Source organism: Pokkaliibacter plantistimulans, from assembly GCF_003194385.1.
Classification (GTDB): Bacteria; Pseudomonadota; Gammaproteobacteria; order Pseudomonadales; family Balneatricaceae; genus Pokkaliibacter; species Pokkaliibacter plantistimulans.
Genome location: NZ_LAPT01000115.1, coordinates 16,384 through 36,053, shown reverse-complemented (window position 1 = coordinate 36,053; position 19,670 = coordinate 16,384). Strand labels below are relative to the sequence as shown.

General features: G+C 57.0%; 18 protein-coding genes. 7 read left to right on the top strand and 11 right to left on the bottom strand.

Annotated features, from left to right (window positions below; translation table 11 throughout):
* Positions 1 to 152 precede the first annotated feature (152 nt).
* A complete protein-coding gene (gene bamJ, locus WH50_RS21890) occupies positions 153 to 872 on the top strand; it encodes a BamJ family beta-barrel-assembly machinery protein (RefSeq protein ID WP_104155679.1) in 720 nt (239 codons plus the stop codon).
* Between the two features lie 96 nt (positions 873 to 968).
* On the opposite strand, the gene WH50_RS21885 is transcribed toward bamJ, so the two are convergent.
* On the bottom strand, positions 969 to 1,979 hold the full coding sequence (locus WH50_RS21885; protein ID WP_110189351.1) for a WD40 repeat domain-containing protein: 1,011 nt from the start codon (positions 1,977 to 1,979) through the stop codon (positions 969 to 971).
* 260 nt (positions 1,980 to 2,239) lie between these two features.
* On the opposite strand from WH50_RS21885, the gene ugpB reads away from it, so the two are divergent.
* The 5 genes from ugpB to WH50_RS21860 all read left to right on the top strand — a co-directional run bounded on the left by ugpB (position 2,240) and on the right by WH50_RS21860 (position 7,261).
* A complete protein-coding gene (gene ugpB / locus WH50_RS21880; RefSeq protein WP_207780428.1) occupies positions 2,240 to 3,541 on the top strand; it encodes a sn-glycerol-3-phosphate ABC transporter substrate-binding protein UgpB in 1,302 nt (433 codons plus the stop codon).
* Between the two features lie 83 nt (positions 3,542 to 3,624).
* The gene (gene ugpA, locus WH50_RS21875) at positions 3,625 to 4,500 is read left to right on the top strand and encodes a sn-glycerol-3-phosphate ABC transporter permease UgpA (protein ID WP_110189350.1); all 876 of its coding nucleotides are present in this window, start codon (positions 3,625 to 3,627) and stop codon (positions 4,498 to 4,500) included.
* The gene (gene ugpE, locus WH50_RS21870) at positions 4,500 to 5,348 is read left to right on the top strand and encodes a sn-glycerol-3-phosphate ABC transporter permease UgpE (RefSeq protein WP_104155676.1); all 849 of its coding nucleotides are present in this window, start codon (positions 4,500 to 4,502) and stop codon (positions 5,346 to 5,348) included. The genes ugpA and ugpE overlap by 1 nt, the downstream gene beginning before the upstream one ends.
* Positions 5,349 to 5,354: 6 nt before the next feature.
* A complete protein-coding gene (locus tag WH50_RS21865) occupies positions 5,355 to 6,413 on the top strand; it encodes a sn-glycerol-3-phosphate import ATP-binding protein UgpC (protein WP_110189349.1) in 1,059 nt (352 codons plus the stop codon).
* A 128-nt stretch (positions 6,414 to 6,541) separates the two neighbouring features.
* Positions 6,542 to 7,261, top strand: coding sequence for a glycerophosphoryl diester phosphodiesterase (locus tag WH50_RS21860; RefSeq protein ID WP_110189348.1), 720 nt, complete (start codon positions 6,542 to 6,544; stop codon positions 7,259 to 7,261).
* 257 nt (positions 7,262 to 7,518) lie between these two features.
* Here WH50_RS21860 and rsd read toward each other — a convergent pair whose 3' ends face one another.
* Complete coding sequence (gene rsd / locus WH50_RS21855) at positions 7,519 to 7,998, bottom strand: sigma D regulator (protein ID WP_110189347.1); 480 nt, start codon at positions 7,996 to 7,998, stop codon at positions 7,519 to 7,521.
* A gap of 136 nt (positions 7,999 to 8,134) precedes the next feature.
* The gene (locus WH50_RS21850) at positions 8,135 to 8,617 is read right to left on the bottom strand and encodes a disulfide bond formation protein B (RefSeq protein ID WP_243410226.1); all 483 of its coding nucleotides are present in this window, start codon (positions 8,615 to 8,617) and stop codon (positions 8,135 to 8,137) included.
* A 230-nt stretch (positions 8,618 to 8,847) separates the two neighbouring features.
* Here WH50_RS21850 and WH50_RS21845 point away from each other — a divergent pair, with 230 nt between their 5' ends.
* The gene (locus WH50_RS21845) at positions 8,848 to 9,276 is read left to right on the top strand and encodes a flagellar basal body-associated FliL family protein (RefSeq protein WP_165838514.1); all 429 of its coding nucleotides are present in this window, start codon (positions 8,848 to 8,850) and stop codon (positions 9,274 to 9,276) included.
* Between the two features lie 73 nt (positions 9,277 to 9,349).
* Here the strand turns inward: WH50_RS21845 and WH50_RS21840 are convergent, their stop codons facing one another.
* The 8 genes from WH50_RS21840 to WH50_RS21805 form a co-directional block, all read right to left on the bottom strand.
* The gene (locus WH50_RS21840) at positions 9,350 to 10,450 is read right to left on the bottom strand and encodes a zinc-binding metallopeptidase family protein (protein ID WP_110189344.1); all 1,101 of its coding nucleotides are present in this window, start codon (positions 10,448 to 10,450) and stop codon (positions 9,350 to 9,352) included.
* Positions 10,451 to 10,495: 45 nt separating this feature from the next.
* Positions 10,496 to 11,551, bottom strand: coding sequence for a diguanylate cyclase (locus WH50_RS21835; protein WP_207780427.1), 1,056 nt, complete (start codon positions 11,549 to 11,551; stop codon positions 10,496 to 10,498).
* Positions 11,552 to 11,624: 73 nt separating this feature from the next.
* Positions 11,625 to 12,644 (bottom strand): chemotaxis response regulator protein-glutamate methylesterase, encoded by a 1,020-nt coding sequence (cheB, locus tag WH50_RS21830; RefSeq protein WP_110189343.1) that lies wholly within the window; start codon positions 12,642 to 12,644, stop codon positions 11,625 to 11,627.
* Between the two features lie 175 nt (positions 12,645 to 12,819).
* Positions 12,820 to 15,132, bottom strand: coding sequence for a hybrid sensor histidine kinase/response regulator (locus tag WH50_RS21825; protein WP_110189342.1), 2,313 nt, complete (start codon positions 15,130 to 15,132; stop codon positions 12,820 to 12,822).
* Between the two features lie 157 nt (positions 15,133 to 15,289).
* The gene (locus WH50_RS21820) at positions 15,290 to 15,961 is read right to left on the bottom strand and encodes a chemotaxis protein CheW (RefSeq protein WP_110189341.1); all 672 of its coding nucleotides are present in this window, start codon (positions 15,959 to 15,961) and stop codon (positions 15,290 to 15,292) included.
* Entirely contained in the window at positions 15,954 to 17,342 is a 1,389-nt protein-coding gene (locus WH50_RS21815; RefSeq protein ID WP_110189340.1) for a CheR family methyltransferase, read from the bottom strand. The genes WH50_RS21820 and WH50_RS21815 overlap by 8 nt, the downstream gene beginning before the upstream one ends.
* The gene (locus WH50_RS21810) at positions 17,339 to 17,911 is read right to left on the bottom strand and encodes a chemotaxis protein CheW (protein ID WP_110189339.1); all 573 of its coding nucleotides are present in this window, start codon (positions 17,909 to 17,911) and stop codon (positions 17,339 to 17,341) included. The genes WH50_RS21815 and WH50_RS21810 overlap by 4 nt, the downstream gene beginning before the upstream one ends.
* A gap of 110 nt (positions 17,912 to 18,021) precedes the next feature.
* Complete coding sequence (locus tag WH50_RS21805; RefSeq protein ID WP_110189338.1) at positions 18,022 to 19,626, bottom strand: methyl-accepting chemotaxis protein; 1,605 nt, start codon at positions 19,624 to 19,626, stop codon at positions 18,022 to 18,024.
* Between the last annotated feature and the right edge of the window lie 44 nt (positions 19,627 to 19,670).

The window sequence follows — 19,670 nt, the reverse complement described above, 5'->3', positions numbered from 1 at the left end:
AACTCTCCAAGCGTCGCAGGCAGGTCTCAGCTGGTGCCAGGCACCGGCGTCAGGGTGATATGCAACAGGCGTAGGGTCATGACTCGGCCCTATGCATATCGCCGCCGACGGGCCCGGCCCACAACTACATTAAACATCTTTAAGGATGCATCATGAAGAAACGTCTGTTGGCGATCGCCCTCAGCATGGTAGTGGCAGCGCCAGTTCTGGCCGCGGATGCGGTCAAGCTGGACAACGATAATGCCAAGCTCAGCTACTCCTTCGGTCTGGTACTGGGTGAGCAGCTGTCCAGCCGGGTCGACACCCTGGACTACGACGCTTTTATTGCAGGCGTGAAAGCGATCTATGACAAAACTGAACCTGCCATGAACCAGGAACAGGTTGCCGAGACCATCAAGTCGTTCCAGCAGAAGAAAATGGACGAAATGCTGGCTGATGCGAAAAAGAAATCTGATGACTTCCTGGCAGCCAATGCCAAAAAAGAGGGTGTGAAAAGCACCAAGAGCGGTCTGCAGTACAAGATCATCAGCGAAGGCAAAGGTCCCAAGCCCAAGTCAACCGATCAGGTTCGGGTAAACTACCGCGGCACCCTGATCGACGGTACCGAGTTTGACTCCTCTTACGCACGTAAAGAACCTGCTGAATTCCCGCTGGATGCCGTTATCCCCGGCTGGACCGAGGGTCTGCAGCTGATGCCTGTTGGCTCCAAGTTCGAGCTGTATATTCCGCCAGAGCTGGGTTACGGTCCCGGTGGTGCGGGCAGCATTCCTCCCAACGCGACGCTGGTGTTCGAGGTGGAACTGCTGGATATCCTCAAGCCAGATGCCAAGGCAGAAGAGAAGCCTGCTGAGCCCAGCAAGACCGGCTCATAAGCGTATCGGTTGGTTAAACACAAAACCCGGCATCTGCCGGGTTTTGTGTTTTTGGGACCCTGTGATCAGTGCGACAGAGGGCTCATCGCCGTATCCTCACGGCCCTTGCAGGATATTCAGAAAGCCATTGGACCCCAGCGCGTAATGATGCACCCCACCTTTGCTCGCCACCGACACAACCGACACACTGACAGGCTTCAGCTCATTACGACGATGTAGCTGCCAGGTTGCATCAAGACTACCGGTGCGCATATCCCACAGCATCACCTTGCCACTGCTGGTACCGGTCAGCAGACGCTGGCCCTTATCAATAAAGCGTGCGGCGGTAAACGTGGCCTTACGATCCAGAATTGAGTCCATTGACGCCAGGGTATATTTCACCTGACCGGTCAGGGTATCCCAGACAATCGCCTTACTCAGCTGAGCGGCGGAAAATGCCAGCTTGCCGTCATCCGACAGGGTGACCACACTGGGCTGATTGCCAAGATTCAGCTGATGCAGCATCTTGCCGCTGTTGATGTCCCATAGCGTAGTGACGAAAGAATCATCTCCGGTGAGCAGAAATCCTTTCTGGGCATTGAGATCCACCTTGCGGACACGGGAATCATGCAGCAGGGTCTGTATGATCTTGCCGGCCTTCAAATCAAACAGCACCGCGGTCTGATCCGTCAGCCCCAATGCCAGCAACTGGCCATTGGCTGACAGTGACAGATCCATGATCTCACTGGGGGCACGACGAAAATCCAGGGCTTTGCCGGTAGCCATGTCCCACAGCACAAAGTCGAAACTGGCGGCTGTGACGGCATATTTGTCATTGTCATCAATATCCATCGCCACCAGATTGGAGAACTCACCCTGCCGGTGATTCCAGTCATACAACCGCTTGTTGTCATCGACCTGCCACAGGCTGCCGCCATGAGTAACCGAACCAATCAGGGAAAACCTGGCATCCGCAGAGACTACACCACTGTATAGCCCGCGCAGCGCCAGTTCATTGGCCTGCTGTGGCTCGCGATCCGAACAACCGCTCAGCACCAGCATCACACTCAGCAGCAATACCTGCCACCGGCATCTTCGTTGTCGAACCTTCACCACCATGGAATCCATTTTCCCCTGCTGCCAAGCACCGCTCTGCCCTGAGCATAGCGCAGCCCGGTCAGGCACGACAGCCATCATTAGAGCTAAAGGTCTAAGCGAATGGAGGTCGTTTTTTTGTGACAAAAAAATGTCAAAAACAACTTTCATTTGAAAGCAAGTGAGTTATATTTTCTTTCACTCGAAAATATCGAGTCACTAATATGCAATATTCCGGCAGTAGTATCCCTCTCGACTGACAACTCCAACAATGAACCCGACGAGGACGCAAGATGAACAAGATGACTCTGTCAGCCCTGACACTGTCTGCGGCATTACTTCCCCTGGCCAGTCAGGCCGCTACGGAAATTGAATGGTGGCACGCCATGGGCGGCGCCAACGGCGAGAAGGTTAACGAGATCGCTGCCAACTTCAACAAGAGCCAGAGCGACTACATCGTCAAGCCAGTGTACAAAGGCAACTATTCCGAGACGATGACAGCTGCAATTGCTGCTTTCCGCGCCCATCAGCAGCCTGACATCGTGCAGGTCTTCGAAGTAGGCACCGCCACCATGATGTCGGCAAAAGGTGCAATCTACCCCGTATACCAGCTGATGAAAGACGCAGGTGAGAAATTCGACAGCAAGAACTACCTGAGCGCGGTGACCGGTTATTACACCGACAGTAACGGCAACATGCTGTCCATGCCGTTCAACAGTTCCACCCCTGTGCTGTACTACAACAAGGATCTGCTGGCCAAAGCCAACGTCGAGCCGCCCAAAACCTGGGAAGAAATGGACGAAGCAGGCAAAAAACTGCGCGCCGCTGGCGTACAGTGCGGTTTCACTACAGCATGGCAATCCTGGATTCAGCTGGAGAACCTCAGCGCCCGTCATAACGTTGCCTTCGCCACCGAAGACGATGGCTTCAAGAGCACCAAGGCTGAGCTGGCTTTCAACGGCCCGCTGCAGGTCATGCACATCAGCAAGATGGCTGAATGGCAGAAAGAAGGCGTATTCCAGTACGGTGGCCGCACCAATGATGCCGCCGCGAAGTTCTACAGCGGCGAATGCGCCATGTATACCGAGTCTTCTGCGGGATATTCAGGCATCAGAAAAAATGCCAGCTTCCCCTTTGGCGTAAGCCAGCTGCCCTACTGGCAGAGCCAGATCGACAAGCCGCTGAATACCATCATCGGTGGTGCCTCACTGTGGGCAATGCAGGGCAAGCCCAGCGACCATTACAAAGGGGTGGCCAAATTCTTCAGCTACCTGTCACAACCTGAAGTCCAGGCTGACTGGCACCAGTTCAGTGGTTATCTGCCTATTACCCAGGCCGCCTATGACCTGACCAAATCTCAGGGCTTCTATGACAAGAACCCTGGTACTGAGACCGCCGTCATCCAGATGACTTCAGGTACCCCCACGGTCAACTCCAAAGGCCTGCGTCTGGGTAACTTTGCCCAGATCCGCGACATCATCGACGAAGAACTGGAAAGCGTGTGGAGCGGCAAGCAAGATGCCAAGACCGCGCTGGATACAGCCGTCAAACGTGGTAACGAACTGCTGCGCAAGTTCGAAAAAGCCAATAAGTAAGGTGTAGTGAGAATACTGGCCGCCCTGTCTTCGGGGCGTGCCAGTGTTCTGATACCGTGCCTTACGGAAGTGAGTCAGTCCCCATGACCGTAACTTTCCCGCAACGACCCCTACCCTGGCTGCTGTTGCTACCGCAGCTACTGGTAACCGCCATATTCTTCCTCTGGCCTGCCGGGCAGGCAGTCAAGCAGGCTTTCTATCAGGAAGATGCCTTTGGCTTGAGCAGCGAATTTGTTGGTCTGGAAAACTTCAGCCACCTGCTGCACGATCCTCTTTATTACGCCTCGATCGGCACTACCCTGTTTTTCAGCTTTGCCGTGGCGTTTGTCGGCATTGCGCTGGCGTTGCTGCTGGCCGTTATGGCTGATCGGGTTATGCGGGGGCAAATCATCTACAAAACGCTGCTGATCTGGCCTTATGCCGTCGCCCCTGCTCTGGCCGGGGTGCTGTGGTGGGTCATGTTTGATCCCTCCACCGGACCGATTGCCGTCTGGCTGAAGTCCATGGGCATCAACTGGAACCATTTCCTCAATGGTAATCAGGCCATGACACTGGTTGTCATTGCCGCCACCTGGAAGCAGATCAGCTATAACTTCCTGTTTTTCCTGGCTGGGTTACAGGCCATTCCACGTTCGCTGATTGAAGCAGCGGCCATTGACGGTGCCAGCCCGTTCAAACGTTTCTGGACCGTGGTGTTCCCACTGCTCTCCCCTACCACCTTCTTCCTGCTGGTAGTCAATCTGGTCTACGCCTTCTTCGACACCTTCGGCATCATCGATGCGACGACCAGCGGCGGCCCCGGCCAGAGCACCAAGATACTGGTGTACAAGGTGTACGACGATGGCTTTATCGGCCTCGATCTTGGCAGCTCATCGGCGCAATCGGTCATTCTGATGATGATTGTCGGGGTGATGACGGTCATTCAATTCCGCTATATCGAACGTAAGGTCCAGTACTGATGATAGAACGTCGCCCCTGGCTGACTCTGTTCAGTCACTGCATCCTGATTCTCGGCATTATTGCTGTCGCGCTCCCCATCTGGGTCGCGCTGGTCGCCTCAACCCACCCTGCAGAAGCATTCAAGCAGGGGGTTATCCCGTTGTGGTTTGGCGACCAGGGCTGGATTACCTGGAAGAAAGTGCTTTTCAGTGCCGCCGGTAACGGTGTGGATGTGCCGGTATGGCTGATGATGATCAACTCGCTGGTCATGGCCCTGGCCATCGCACTGGGCAAGATAGCGATCTCCATCCTGTCAGCCTATGCCATCGTGTTCTTCCGCTTTCCACTACGCATGCTGTGTTTCTGGATCATCTTCATGACCCTGATGCTGCCGGTGGAAGTACGTATCGTCCCCACCTATAAGGTGGTTGCCGATCTCAGTCTGCTCAACAGCTATACTGGCCTCGCCCTGCCGCTGATTGCCAGTGCCACTGCGACTTTCCTGTTTCGGCAGTGCTTTCTCACCATTCCCGGTGAGCTGGTGGAAGCCGCCCGCATCGACGGTGCTGGCCCCTGGCGTTTCTTTAAAGACATCCTGCTGCCGCTGTCACGCACCAATATCGCGGCCTTGTTTGTCATCCTGTTTATCTACGGTTGGAACCAGTATCTCTGGCCGCTACTGATCACGACGGATGATCATTACTACACCCTGGTGATGAGCATCAAACGCATGGTGTCCGTGGCGGAAGGAGATATTGCCTGGAATAGCATTATGGCAACCACCATTCTGGCCATGTTGCCACCGGTACTGGTGGTCGTCGGTATGCAGAAGCTGTTTGTCAAAGGCCTGGTTGATACGGAGAAATAAGTCCTCATGGCTGAAGTAATACTGAATCAGGTCGGCAAGACCTACCCCAACGGCTACCAGGCCATCCCTGCCATTGATCTGCATATTGCCGATGGTGAGTTTATTGTACTGGTAGGCCCGTCGGGCTGTGGCAAGTCTACGTTGCTACGCATGGTGGCGGGGCTGGAAAGCATCAGCAGTGGTGAACTCCTGATCAACAACCAGCGCATGAATGAAAAGGAACCCGCAGAGCGCGATATTGCCATGGTGTTCCAGAACTATGCGCTGTACCCCCACATGACCGTGTTCGATAACATGGCCTACGGACTGCGCAATCGCGGTGCCAGTAAAGACGAGATCCAGCGCAAGGTATCGGACAGCGCCCGCCTGCTTGGGCTGACCGACCTGCTTGAACGCAAGCCCAAGCAGCTATCAGGGGGGCAGCGTCAACGTGTGGCCATGGGCCGCGCCATGGTTCGCCATCCTCAGGCATTTCTGTTCGATGAGCCACTGTCTAACCTGGATGCCAAGTTGCGCGTACAGATGCGGGTTGAAATACGCCAGTTGCAACGCCAGCTTGGTACAACCACCCTGTACGTGACCCACGATCAGGTGGAAGCCATGACCCTGGCGGACCGGCTCGTCGTATTGAACAAGGGACATGCCGAGCAGATTGGCAGCCCGCTGGAATTGTACGAGCGCCCAGCGACCACTTTCGTTGCCGAGTTTATCGGTTCCCCTTCCATGAACCTGCTGCCTGTCTCCATCACCGATCAGGGTCTGCAGCTGACGGAACAGGTCAGCCTGCAGGCTGACACGAAGGAACGAGGCGCTGTGATTTGGGGGATTCGCCCCGAACATCTGCAGCCCTGTAGCGAGAGCGAAGCCGACTTTGCGCTGCAAGTGAAAGCCGTTGAGGCGCTGGGCGCAGAAAGCCTGATCTATGGCCATACCGCAGGGCGCAGCGAACTGCTTGTAGTACGGGCACCCGGACCGTTCACACCTGCCATTGACCAGATGCTTTATCTGCGTGCGCCACAACAACAGTGGCATCTGTTTGATATCAACACCCAACAGCGAATTTAGGACGGGTTACGATCAGCCCCTGGCTGCCAGACCACTTTTCATATGGCCTGGCTGGCCACGACGGAAAGTAAACACGTTCCTGGAAGCCAAATATTGAGCGCTGCGGTCGCAGCCGAAGGAATGAAAGAATGCAAGATGTGCGTGTCATCGGCCACCGCGGTGCAGCCAGCCTGGCCCCGGAGAATACCCTGGCCTCTATTCGCAAGGCCTTTGAAACCGGCGCCACCTGGGTAGAGATTGATGTCTCTGTCACCCATGATGGCTCACTGGTAATTTTCCACGATGATACTCTGGAACGCTGCAGCAACGGCAAAGGGCTGCTCGAAGAAGCCAGCTGGGACTATCTGAAAAGCCTGGATGCAGGCAGCTGGTTCGACCCAATCTTCAGCCAGGAGCGTATCCCTTCCCTGCTGGATGCGGTACAGCTGATCCAGAGCCTGGGCATGGGCCTGAATCTGGAGATCAAATACGAGGGCAGTGATTATCCCCGGATTGTCGACCCTACACTGGCACTGCTGAACAAATACTGGCAAGAGCCCGATATGCTGGTCATTTCTAGTTTCAATCACGGCGCGTTGCTGCGCTGCAGAGCGCTGCAATGTCGTTACCCTCTTGGTCAGCTGTATGAAGGTATTCCTGCCAACTGGGAGAGCGAACTGCGGGCTATCAACGCTTACAGTCTGCACTGTGACTACAGCCAGTTGAGCTACAAGCAGGCCAGGGCGATCAAGAGCGCAGGCTATCAGCTCTATTGCTATACCGCTAATGAACCGGAATTAGTGGCCAAACACTGGGCCTGGGGCATGGATGCGATCATCACCGACAACCCTCCCGCTTTCCTCAGCTGACACCTACGCTGCGTATCGGTCTCCGCCGGGCGCAGCGCACTCTCCTGCGACATGATGCTCTGTGATGCGATGTGATGGCACAAACAGCAAACGTCGTCAGCCAGCCAGCCAGCCATGGAGAAGATATGAAGTTCGGAGAAAATAGACGAGAGACGCAGAGGGATATTTATACACATAGAGGTGGCGTACATCATCGACGCCATTAGAACCTCCTTACCCATACCTGTCCGCGACGGCAGGGTAAGGAAGGACTGACTTTACACCACTTCGTCGGCGATGTGATCGCGATGAATAAAGTGCAGCAGTTCGATCAGCTGATCTTCCAGACCAAAGCGCTCTTCCAGCACTTCACCCAACTCCGACAGGCGATCAGGCAGACCCTCTTCCTGTGCCAGAGTCATGTCATCTTCACTGCTGAAGTCATCATTGAAGTCGAGCAAAATCTGGGTGGTGGACTCCACCTTGGGCATCAGCGTGGCAGCCAGCTCAAGTCCGCCATCATTAAACTGCTCTGCCTCTTGCAGCAGCAATTCATAGATCTCGAAATGGCCTTTGGACGCATAATCGACCAGCCATGAGCACAACTTCTGCACACGAGCATGCAGGCTCTTGTCGTGGTCGCGCCGCGAACAGTTGAAGTAGGCTACCAGCACTTCCTGACGATCCTGCAACCAGGCGTCGATCAGGTCACTGACTCCTCCCCAACGCTCCTTGGCTGACTCACATTTTTCCAACATAGCAAGGCCCCTTGTACTTACGCTTACAGCACTCTACCAAGTTGTACTGCAACTGCCAACGTATCAGCTGGGGCAATCCTGTCATAAATCACTTCAATGAAGACGCGCCGATGGGGGTACAAAGAGCCGCTGCAGTTCAGGCACGACGCTTGAACATCTGGAAAAGTGCGATGGCAGCACAGCCAACAAAGGCCAGCAGCGACCATACCGGAATACTGACCCCAAGAAACAGCTGTACCTCGGCGCAATCACCCGTACCTTTGATCATGCTGGTCAGCACATCGCCAAGGGGGAAACGATCCAGCATGTAGTAGATACCTGGGCCGCACGCAGGTACCTCCTCTGGAGGCAGGCTCTGCAGCCAGAGCTGACGCCAGGCCAGACCGATTCCAGCCAGAGCAATCAGCAGCATCATACCAGCATAGCCACGCTGCCCTCCCCGGCCTGGATTATGCAAACAACCGAGCAAACACACCAAGCCAATAGCGGCAAATACCAGACGTTGCATCAGGCATAACGGGCAGGGCTCCAGCCCCATGAAGTTTTCAATATAGAAGGCTGTTGCCAGCATCGCAGCACATCCTGCAGCGACTACACCATTGACGACACGATCACCCACTACCATTCCTTGCTAACCTCTTTTCGTATAAAAGCGCTTATATCCTGAACATCAGCTGTTTACACTGTGCCCCATGCCGTTACTGCAAACTGTCGCTCACACTAGCCATTCACCCACCTGCTGACAAGCTGGCGTAAGCCCGGTTGAAACTGGAGAAGCCAGAGCGGTGTGTTTATAGTAATCGCCAGATGCTTTGTACTTCCTGCGACACTGGTCAGGACACCCATACCATGACGACCCTACACCACCCTCTCTCTCGCCTGCTGCTGTTGCTCTGCTGTTTGCTGGCACTGCCTCAGGCCTGGTCCGCTGAAGAAGAGAAGCCTGCCGCTCCTCAGGCCTTCTACGTCGAGTTCGATGACCCACTGGTGGTCAACTTCGGCAAACCCGGGCCGCATCTGAAGTACATTAAAGCGACCATCAGTTTCCGGGTAAGTTCCGATCAGGGCGCCTTTTTAGTCAAATATCACGCAGCGCAGATCCGCAATGATCTGGTGCTGCTGTTCAGTCGTCAGACCGATGAAGACATGAAGACCGTTGAAGGACGGGAGAAACTGCGTCAGGAAGCGTTGAAGACGGCTCAGGATGTGCTGAACAACGAGGAAGGCGAGGCCTACATCACCAACCTGCTGATGCCGAGCTTTATCGTGCAGGACTAAGCACCTGCTATGAGCGTTTCAAGACGGACTCCCATGGAGTCCGTTTTTGTCTATGGCATCGATCACTCGGAAGTCAGGCCGCATTTGTAAGCTCAGCCGCAGCGGTGATAACGCGGTGGACAAAGTCCATTTTCGAGGCGACCAGAGGGGAAATGACGAAGGGATAGAGATCAGGCTGGCCCATACTGCGATTAAGGCTGTTAACTGCGAATGTCAGTGGCAGCCATGCTTCAAACAGGATACCGAAATCTGTCTGACGATAGGGGTCAAAATCCAGCTCCGTATCCAGCTCAGTCTCAATTTTTGCCCTCGGACGGATCGACAACCCAAAGGCACAGGCCGTTTCCAGGGTGTCAACTATGTGCAGATAGTGCGCCCAGGTTTCGGCCCAGTCCTCCCAGGGGTGCATGCTGGCATAGGCACTGATATGACGCTGCTGCCAGTCCTGTGGGGCACCTTGCTGATAATGTTGCTGTAATGCCTGAGCGTAGTCCTGCTGCTCATCCCCGAACAACTCGCGAAACGGCTGTAACCACTGGCTGTTGGCAATCAGCTGATCCCAGTAATAGTGACCACTTTCATGGCGCACATGCCCCAGCAGGGTTCGATAGGGCTCTGCCATATCCTGTCGCATAGCCTCCCTTGTGACGGGGTCAGCCTCGGCTATGTTGAGAGTGATCACCCCCTGTGCATGGCCTGTCAGTATGCCGGGCCCTTCGCGAAAAGCAGGTTCCGAATCTGCCAGAAAATCAAAGGCCAGACCACGCTCACTGTCTTCGAGCTTACTCAGCAAAGGCAGTCTTAAGCGCAGCAGCGCGTACACCAGCCGGTGTTTGGCCACTTCTATCGCCCGCCAGCAGCTTAATCGCGCGGCATCACCAAGGTCAGGGATAGTACGATTGAGACGACAGGCCTCACACAGGGCGGAGTCGCCCTCAGCAGGAATCAGCCAGTTACAGACCTGATGGGCACTGTTGCTGCAGTAACGCCATAGACGACCGCCGGAAGGGATGTTATCTCGCCAGAACTCAGCCCCCTCGGCATCAGTTTCCGCACTGACGGCGGTCACCTCCATGTACTCAGCGACAAAGCCAAGCGATGCGTGACAATGCTCACAGTGAGTATTTTCGAAATAAACTGGCTGTTGGCAGCCATGGCAACGAAACAGACGCATATACACTCCTCCCTGAATTATCAGGTAGAGCGTGAGCCTGCCTGATCAGATGACACTACCTGGGTCCAGAGCTCCCTCTTCAAGATCACCCTGACTACGGAACACCACCCGGTTCTTGCCGCTGGTCTTGGCTTCATACAAGGCTCTGTCCGCCAGCGCCACCAGCAGGCGTGCCGGGCGCGCCTCTTTGGGAACAATCGAAGAAGCACCAATACTGACGGTCACAACGGAGTGCTCATTCGGCGCCACATGGGGAATCGCCATCTTTTCCACCTGCCGCCTGACTTTTTCGGCAATCAGTTTCACCCCAGCCACCGAAGTGGAAGGCAGAATCAGCGCAAACTCTTCACCGCCATAGCGTGCGGCCAGATCATGGGGACGACTGCAGCTCTCACCGATACAGTTGGCCACCTGCTGTAGCGCGTCGTCCCCTGCAATATGCCCGAACTGGTCATTGAAGCGCTTGAAGTAATCGATATCGATCATCAGCAACGACAGCGAGGTCTGATCGCGATGGGCGCGACGCCATTCACCTTCGAGATGATCATCAAAGTGACGACGATTGGACAATGCGGTCAGCCCATCAGAATGGGTCAGGCGCTGCAGCACCAGATTGGCTTCCAGCAACTGCTGCTGACTCTGACGCAAGGCACGGTATGCCTCGTCACGCTGCTGTAATGCCTGATAGGAGCGTGAATGGTAGCGAATGCGGGCAATCAGCTCGATGGCATCAGGCAGCTTGACCAGATAATCATTGGCACCGGCAGCAAAGGCAGCACTCTTGATTTTCGGCTCTTCCTTGGTGGACAGGACGATGATGGGAATATCCCGGGTCGCTGGGTGAGCCCGGTAAGCCCTGACCAGCGACAAACCATCCAGTGATGGCATCACCAGATCCTGCAGGATGACGGTCGGCTTGATCTCGACCGCCTGATCGATGGCATGTTCAGCACTGGAGCAGAAATGCAGATCAATATTAGGTTCTGTAGCTAATGCACGCCGCACCGCCTCGGCGATGATGGCCTGATCATCCACCAGCAGTACCATTACCGGCTGATCCGCCAACATCCACTCATCTTCGTGTTCAAATACGTCAGTCATTAGCGTTTTACCCGATAAGTCCGAACCGAACAGTCCGGACAAAAATTCTTACCGCACTCCCTGCCTGCGTCCATCAGGAAAACACAGCGCTCAAGCGTTCCACCATGTGCTGTAGCGGCAGAATCTCACTCGCAGCATCAATGGCTGCCGCAGCCTTGGGCATGCCATACACCGCCGAACTGGCTTCATCCTGCGCCAGAGTGATGAACCCCCGGTTACGCATGGCCTTCAAACCCTGCGCACCATCACGCCCCATACCCGTCAGCAGTACACCGACCGCATTGCCGGACCAGTATTGTGCCACGCTGGTAAAAAACACATCAATCGATGGCCGGTAAACATGGCTCATCGGCTCGGCGGTGTAGTACAGCCGCCCTTCGGTAGACAAGCGCAAATGATCAGAGGTCCCGGCCATCAACAACTGGCCTGCCACCGGGCAGTCACCCTCTCTGGCCAGCCGGACAGGAATATTCGACTGCGATGTCAGCCACTCGGCCATGCCGGCAGCAAATACTTCGTCAACATGCTGAACCAATACCAGTGCCGCAGGGAAATCGCCCGGCAACCGCTGCAACAACTCGGCCAATGCCGCCGGCCCGCCTGCAGAGGCGCCTAAAGCGACCAACTGGGTGACCTGAGTCGGCTCACTCTGACCACTTGCTGGTTTACTGTCTTTGCTGCCATTGACCGCCGTCAGCCAGCGGATGTTATGAATTTTGCGCAGTAACGCGGTACTTTCCAGCTGATCTGCCGTAGAAAGCCCACTGCCATTCAACATGGGGGTATTGACTGCGTCCAGCGCTCCATAGCCCATGGCACTGAACACCCGACTCATATGTCGCTCCACATCGGAAGTAACGATCAGGATCGCACAGGGGCTATGGGCCATTATCTGCCGGGTGGCCTCGACACCGTCCATGACCGGCATCAATAGATCCATCAGAATGACATCCGGCACATCATCAGCGCAGCGCTTTACCGCCTCGGCACCATTGGCGGCCTGCCAGGCAAGTTGATACCCAGGAGCAGTCAGTAGCACTCGGCGCAAAACCTCCTGCGCCAGAGGCGAATCATTGACGATGGCAACTCTCACCTTTGTGCTCTCCTGTAAGGGACTATGCTGACAGCATGCCGCCACACTGCCACTGCACCATCAAGGGCCTGTAGCCACCTGATAACGGCAGGAAAGGCCGCACCCTTGCCGCCAGCAACGCGTTTACGCTCCATCGACCGGACGGTGGCAGTTCCCCAAATGAACAGGCTCTTATTCAGGGCGAGCCAATCAGCATCTTCACCGCATCCAGCAAGGCATCATCGTGGAAATTGGCTTTGGCCAGATAGTAGTCTGCCCCTGCGTCCAGCCCCCGACGACGATCCTCCTCTCGATCCTTGTATGACACCACCATCACCGGCAAACGCTGCAGCCGACGGTCGCCTCTTACCAGGGTCACCAGCTCAATGCCGTCCATGCGCGGCATGTCGATATCCGTCAGCAACAGATCAAAGTGCTCGGAGCGCAAGGCGTTCCAGCCATCCATACCGTCCACTGCCACCGCTACGTCATAGCCCTGATTGAGCAGCAGCTTGCGTTCGAGCTCGCGTACTGTGAGGGAATCATCGACGACCAGTACCCGTTTGCGTTGCTGGCGTTCACCTTCGCTCTGGCCGATAAATTCCAGTCGCCCGCTGCTGATCAGCTTGGTGGCGGCACGCAGCATGTCCTCCACATCCAGAATCAGCAGTGGCGCTCCCTCTTCGGATACGGCTCCCGCATAGATATGCGGTAATTTACCCAGTCGCGCGTCGAGCGGCACCGTCACCAGCGTCGACTCGCCGATAAATCTGTCGACCACCACACCGTAGGGGTTGCTGCTGTCGCCAATCAGTACGACAGGCAGCTCGGCGGCGTGTTCATTGTTCTCAGCATAGCCAAGTATCTGGCGGGCGGAGATAAGACTGATATGCAGCCCCTCCACCAGACAGTGCTGATGGCCCTCCAGCTGTACAATCTGTTCGGCCCCCACCTGCAGCATCCGGTCAATGTGTGCCAGCGGCAGGGCATAGCGCTCATCGCCGATGTCTACCAGCAGACAGCGCACTACCGAGAGCGTCAATGGCACTTCAAGATGAAAGGTAGTCCCCTTTCCCGGTTGCTGCCGGACCCGCACCATCCCGCGCAGCTGTCGCACCTGATGCTGAACGGCATCCAGCCCCACGCCGCGGCCGGACACCTCACTGACCTGACGCTTCATGCTGAAACCGGGCAGGAACAGAAACTCCAGCAATTCCGCCTCGGTCAGCCTTGCTGCCGTTTCCGCCTTAGTGAAGCCCCGCTCGACCACTTGTCGACGCAAGACGTCCAGATCAACGCCCTGACCGTCATCGCTGACCTCGACCACCAGCATACCGGCATGATGGCGTGCATGCAGGCGAATCACGCCACACTCTTCCTTGCCGCGCTGACGCCGCACTTCCACTGCTTCAACACCATGATCCACCGCATTACGCAGCAGATGGGTCAGCGGCGCCTCCAGCAATTCGAGAATATCGCGATCAACCTGTGTCTGACCGCCCACCAGCTGCAGCTCAGCCTGTTTGCCCAGCGAGCGGGCCAGATCACGCACCATGCGCGCCTGACCTGCCAGCACATCACTGAATGGCCGCATGCGGCACGCCAGCACGGTATCGTACAGGCGCTGCACGCACAGCTCGTTATCCCAGGCAAAATCATCCAGCCAGCCCAGCCCCTCGTGCAGACGAGTCTGGCTGTCACGCAGCTGCGCCAGTGTGTCCTCCAGCTGGGTAGCCAGTGAGGCCACGTTGCCCGCCTCCTGAGTTTCATTGAGCAGGCTGGCAAGGCTGCGCTCCAGCGCCCCGAACTGACGTTTCAGCCGCTGCATGCCATCAATGCGGGGGATCAGGGTATGGGAACGCACCAGGGTTCGGCTGGCCAGATCCAGCACGATATTGAGCTGCTCGGCAGACACGCGCAGAGCGCGGTCTGCTGCAGCGGACTTGCTGGCAGCACGCGCCGACACGTCCGGCGGCTCGGGCGATACTGCGGATATCTCTGCTGCGATAGCACTTACCGTAGCGGGCCCATCAGCGGCAGACAGCAGCAGGCTCTGGTTGATGTCATCAAGGTTTGGCTCGGCCAGCACAGACTCAGGCAGAATCGGCACCGCGGCGCCAGCAACTGAGCCACTCTCTAGCAAGCGCTGCAGCCCCTGCTGCACCTTTTCAGCCTGCTTGCTCAGGGCGTGCGGATCGGTGTCGGGTTGCGCCAGACGCAGCAGTACATCGGTGCCCTGCAGCAGCTGATCAATGTGTTCAGCCCCCAGTAGCAGCCTGTTTTCCTGTGCCGCGACCAGACAGTCCTCCATGACATGGGCCACCTCCCCCCCCAGAGGCAGGTCAACAATACGCGCAGCCCCCTTGAGCGAGTGTGCTGCACGCATGCAGGACTCCAGCAGGTCGGCCTGCTGCGGATTGCGCTCCAATGCCAGCAAACCATCGGTCAAAACCGCCGTCTGTGTTTCAGCTTCCTGGCGAAACAGCTCCAGCATGATCGGATCAAGCATCGGTTATGCGCTCTTCCTTCAAAGGGTCCGGGATGAACAGCCCGGCCATCATGACAAGGCAAAGGTGAAATCATTCAGCGTCGTAGGTCACGTTATCTGCGTTGGCTTTGCCTCAACAACGCGGAGAGCCCCACTCGCAGCAGATAGCGAACAGCGTCTACGTCATATTACGCGCCACAACCCGCAGCAACGCCTCACTGTCGAGCAAACGCAGACTGTACTGACGCCAGCGGACGATGGCCCGGGTGCAGGGGCTGACGACCTTGTCGGCACGATCATCATTCAGGGTCAGTCGCTGTACGCCCAGCACTTCATCGACCGCGAACACCACCTTGCCCTCTTCGTTACCGACTACCAGCAGGCGTGGTCGCAAAGCGGCCCTGGCACCACTGCGACGCGGCAGCTCCAGCAACAGCGGCAATGACATGCTGACGAGTAATGAACCATCGACGTTGACGATACCTTCAAGCGCCTGCGAGCGTCGGTGCGGCAGGCTGTGCCTGGGTAACGGAAGCAATACCGTCACCAGCGTCACGGTAGGTAGCGCCAGCCACTCATCTCCCAGACGGAACACCAGCACCGACGTACCGCTGCTGTCGTCATCGGCATCCGCTTGGGCAGCGGTGAGCAGATCACTGCCCTCCGTCAGCCCCTGCAGATCGTAACGATCCAGCAACTGCACCGCCGCGTCAGCATAGACCGGGCAGTTATGGCAGTGGATATGTTCCGCCAGCCGGGCGCAGGTGCGGTCACCACGCACACCAATACGATTCCAGCAGTCGTCAATCTGTACTTCGCTGGAGAGCAAATGCTCCAGACGCTCAACCATGATGAGTCTCCATCATCCTTGCCCGCAAACGGCTGGCCGCCACGTGTTCGCCCTCGGCCTCCAGCAGAGCGGCCAGTTGCCCTAGCGCCTCAGTATGACGAGGTTGCAGATACAGCACTTTCCGATACCAGGACTGCGCCGCCAGACGATCACCGCCACTTTCTGCCAGTAATCCCAGCCAGTACAGCACCTGAGGCTGTTCGGCATGCTGCTGATGCAACTGCCGGCACAGCACCAGCGCCCGGCCGGTTTGTCCCTGATCCGCCAGCTGACGCACCTGTTGTAGCTGCAGTTCCAGTTCGCTGTTGGCGTCATTTGCCAGCGAGGCGTCGTGAGGCGGGTGCTGAACAGGCTGACCCGGCACCGCTGCTAGAGGGCGTCTGGTAATACTCCGCTCCTTGCCCTGCCGTGCAGTGTCTGCAGGTGTACTGTCGCCGTGGCTCCCGCCATGCCTTCCCAGCCAGCTGCGCAGGCGTTTTAGCCCATCAGCGGCCGGGGCTTTATCGTCATCCGGAACCGCGACGTTGGCCGCTCCCCCCGTCAGCACGCTACCTGAGCGAGCATGGCATTTCACGGCCTGTAGCTCAGCCTGGTTGCGAGCAAACACAAAGGCCAGTGGCATGCCCAGCGGTTTCAGCCCCATCGCCATCACCACAGTGGTTTCTGCCGGCCCGGAAAACAGCAACCCGTCTTCACTGAGCGTCGCCATCAGGCGGGACAACACCTGTTCCTGAGTGGCTCTGTCGAAGTAAATCAGCAAGTTACGGCAAAAAATAATGTCATAGCGGTCGCTGCTCATCGTCGCAGCGCTGTCGATGATATTGCCCTGACGGAAGCTGACCTGTGCCAGCACCTGCGGTTGCAACTGATAGCCCGCCGCCGTTTCACTGAAATAGCGCTGACGAAAACTCAGGTGCTGACCACGAAAGGAGTTGCGGCTATAAAGCCCCAGTTTAGCCCGCTGTAGCTGAATCTCGCTGATATCCATCGCTTCCACCTGAAAGCACTCAGCAGCGATACCGGCATCGAGCAGCGCCATGACAATGGAGTACGGCTCCTCACCGGAGGAACAGGGCAGGCTGAGGATACGCAGCGGCCGCCTGGGCTGCTTCCCCAGCCGCTGCCAGACCAGACGGGTCAGGGCCGTGAACGACTCGCCATAGCGGAAGAACCAGGTCTCCGGCACCAGCAGGGCGTCCACCAACGCCTTCACCTCTTCAGCCGAGCGTTGCAGCAGTTGCCAGTACGCTTCCGGATCGGCCTGCCCAGCCTGTTGCTGGCGATACCGCAGAATGCCTTCGACCACCGAGGCGCCAATGGAGTCGATATCAAGACCGATCAGCTCCTTGATAAAGCGAGCAAAGCGCAGATCAGCAATCACGACAACGTTTCTCCTGCTGCCGATGGCGTCAGTGCCAGCAGTTTGTCAGCCGGGAACAGCAGACGATGAGCCTCCTCCGTCAGTAGCCGCTGGATACTGACCCGTTGCAGCAAGCCACGTTCGTCACGACGCACCGGCCCCAGATAGTCCTTTTCACGCTGTTCAAGACCATGCTGACTGAATTCGTGCACGCCGCAGCGCAGGGTGGCGGTCGCCCGCTCCACCAGCACACCAAACAATGGCGCACTGCTCTGTGCCATCGCGGCGCTGCCCTGTTGCCCGTCACGGCCATAGCGGCTGAGCAGCAGGCGCGTGCTGGTCTGGCGACGGGCCGGTCGCCCCAGCGTCAGCGCACAAAGATCCAGCACCGGCACCACCTGATCATCATGGACAAAGATACCGGCGACCCAGTCGGGCATGCCCGCCAGCGGGCGCAACGCAGGTACCGACAACACCTCGACGACATCGGCGACATCGCAGGCATAGCGCTCATCACCCAGCTGAAACAACAGAAAAAGCCCACGTTGCTGCGCGTTACTGCCGCTGGCAGCCTGTTGCACTTCACTCATGGCAGGCCTCTTCTTTACGGCATTTCCGGATAGGGCGGCCATGGCTTCCCGACTTGCCACCCTGTATGGCAGCGCGCTGCGCCACCCCGCTACGAGTCACACACACGCGCTTATACCTTGAAGCGCGACACGCTGTTACGCAGACCACTGGCCACCTGATTCATTTCATCAATGGTGAAGCTGGCCTGACGCAGGGAGTCCACCGTCTGGTTGGAGGCTTCGCTCAGCTGCACCAGTGCTTCGTTGATCTGCCCTGCACCGGTGGCCTGTGCCTGCATGCCTTCGTTGACCATCAGGATGCGCGGTGCCAATGCCTGAATCTGCTGGATAACCTGCGACAGCTGGTCACCAATGCGCTGCACTTCATACATGCCACGGCGCACCTCTTCCGAGAACTTGTCCATGCCCATCACCCCGGCCGACACCGCTGACTGGATTTCACGCACCATCTGCTCGATATCGTAGGTGGCGACCGCCGTCTGATCGGCCAGTCGGCGGACCTGGGTGGCCACCACGGCGAAACCTTTGCCGTATTCCCCAGCCTTTTCGGCCTCGATAGCGGCATTGAGGGACAACAGGTTGGTCTGATCGGCGACCTTGACGATGGTAGTCACCACCTGGGTGATACTGCCCGCCTTTTCGTTGAGTACGGCCAGTTTGGCATTGACCAGCTCGGACGCGCTCATCACCTGATGCATGGTGTCTTCCATCCGGACCAGCCCCTGCTGGCCAGAATCCGCCAGTTGCGCCGCCTGCTCTGCCGAGGTCGACACCTCGTTCATGGTCTGCACCAGCTCCTTGGAGGTGGCAGCGATTTCCCGCGAGGTGGCGCCGATTTCGGTAGTGGTACCCGCTGTTTCAGTCGCGGTGGCCTGCTGCTGCTTGGAGGTGGCGGCTATCTCATTGACGGCCGTGGCCACCTGCACCGCCGAACGCTGCGCTTGCGACACCAGCACCATCAGCTCTTCAGCCATGCCATTGAAACCTTTTTCAATGGTGCCGAACTCATCCTCACGGTTAAGCTGCAGACGGGTGGTGAGATTGCCTTCCTTCATCTGCTGGAAAGCAGCAAGGACATGATTGATGGGGCTCATGATGGCCAGCATCAGGCTCCAGCCTGACAGCAATGCCGCAGCGATTATGACTACCATTAGCGTGAACATGGTGGCATTGGCGATCAGCACAGCATCCTCGATACCACTGACCGAGCTTTGTGACACTTCGCGGTTGTAGGCAATGATCTTGTTCAGGTTATCCCGGCCTTTCTGCCACAGCGGCCGCAGTTGCTGTGCAATCAGCTGAATGGCCTGATCGGGCTGATGCTGGTCAAACAACGCCAGTACCTGGCTCTGTACCTTGCTGTAGTCATCCAGAACAGACAGGAACTCATCAAACTGGCTCCGGTCATCCTGCTCATCAATGGTTTTCTGATACTCCTGCACCAGCGATTTCAGGTTCTGAGCGTTATCGAGAAACGCAGCTCGGTCCATCTGCAGCTCAGGCCGAATTTCCCGCACCAGCAAGAAGCTTTCGGTCCAGGCACCACGAATCATGGTGCTGTAATACATGCCCGGCACAGAGTTGCTGCTGACCGTCTCGACCCGATCATTGATCGCCAGCATGCGGCTATAAGAAATGACCACCATCAGCACCATGATGGCCGCGACAACAAGGAAGCTGGCCAGAATACGTTTACGCAGAGTCCAATTCTTCACAGCAGGGATTCCGTCGGGCAGGGAAAAGAAGCATCTGCCGGGGC

Coding starts and splice junctions, on each gene's coding strand:
- bamJ (WP_104155679.1), top strand. CDS start 153: ATGAAGAAACGTCTGTTGGCGATCGCCCTCAGCATGGTAGTGGCAGCG.
- WH50_RS21885 (WP_110189351.1), bottom strand. CDS start 1,979: ATGGATTCCATGGTGGTGAAGGTTCGACAACGAAGATGCCGGTGGCAG.
- ugpB (WP_207780428.1), top strand. CDS start 2,240: ATGAACAAGATGACTCTGTCAGCCCTGACACTGTCTGCGGCATTACTT.
- ugpA (WP_110189350.1), top strand. CDS start 3,625: ATGACCGTAACTTTCCCGCAACGACCCCTACCCTGGCTGCTGTTGCTA.
- ugpE (WP_104155676.1), top strand. CDS start 4,500: ATGATAGAACGTCGCCCCTGGCTGACTCTGTTCAGTCACTGCATCCTG.
- WH50_RS21865 (WP_110189349.1), top strand. CDS start 5,355: ATGGCTGAAGTAATACTGAATCAGGTCGGCAAGACCTACCCCAACGGC.
- WH50_RS21860 (WP_110189348.1), top strand. CDS start 6,542: ATGCAAGATGTGCGTGTCATCGGCCACCGCGGTGCAGCCAGCCTGGCC.
- rsd (WP_110189347.1), bottom strand. CDS start 7,998: ATGTTGGAAAAATGTGAGTCAGCCAAGGAGCGTTGGGGAGGAGTCAGT.
- WH50_RS21845 (WP_165838514.1), top strand. CDS start 8,848: ATGACGACCCTACACCACCCTCTCTCTCGCCTGCTGCTGTTGCTCTGC.
- WH50_RS21840 (WP_110189344.1), bottom strand. CDS start 10,450: ATGCGTCTGTTTCGTTGCCATGGCTGCCAACAGCCAGTTTATTTCGAA.
- WH50_RS21835 (WP_207780427.1), bottom strand. CDS start 11,551: ATGACTGACGTATTTGAACACGAAGATGAGTGGATGTTGGCGGATCAG.
- WH50_RS21825 (WP_110189342.1), bottom strand. CDS start 15,132: ATGCTTGATCCGATCATGCTGGAGCTGTTTCGCCAGGAAGCTGAAACA.
- WH50_RS21820 (WP_110189341.1), bottom strand. CDS start 15,961: ATGGTTGAGCGTCTGGAGCATTTGCTCTCCAGCGAAGTACAGATTGAC.
- WH50_RS21810 (WP_110189339.1), bottom strand. CDS start 17,911: ATGAGTGAAGTGCAACAGGCTGCCAGCGGCAGTAACGCGCAGCAACGT.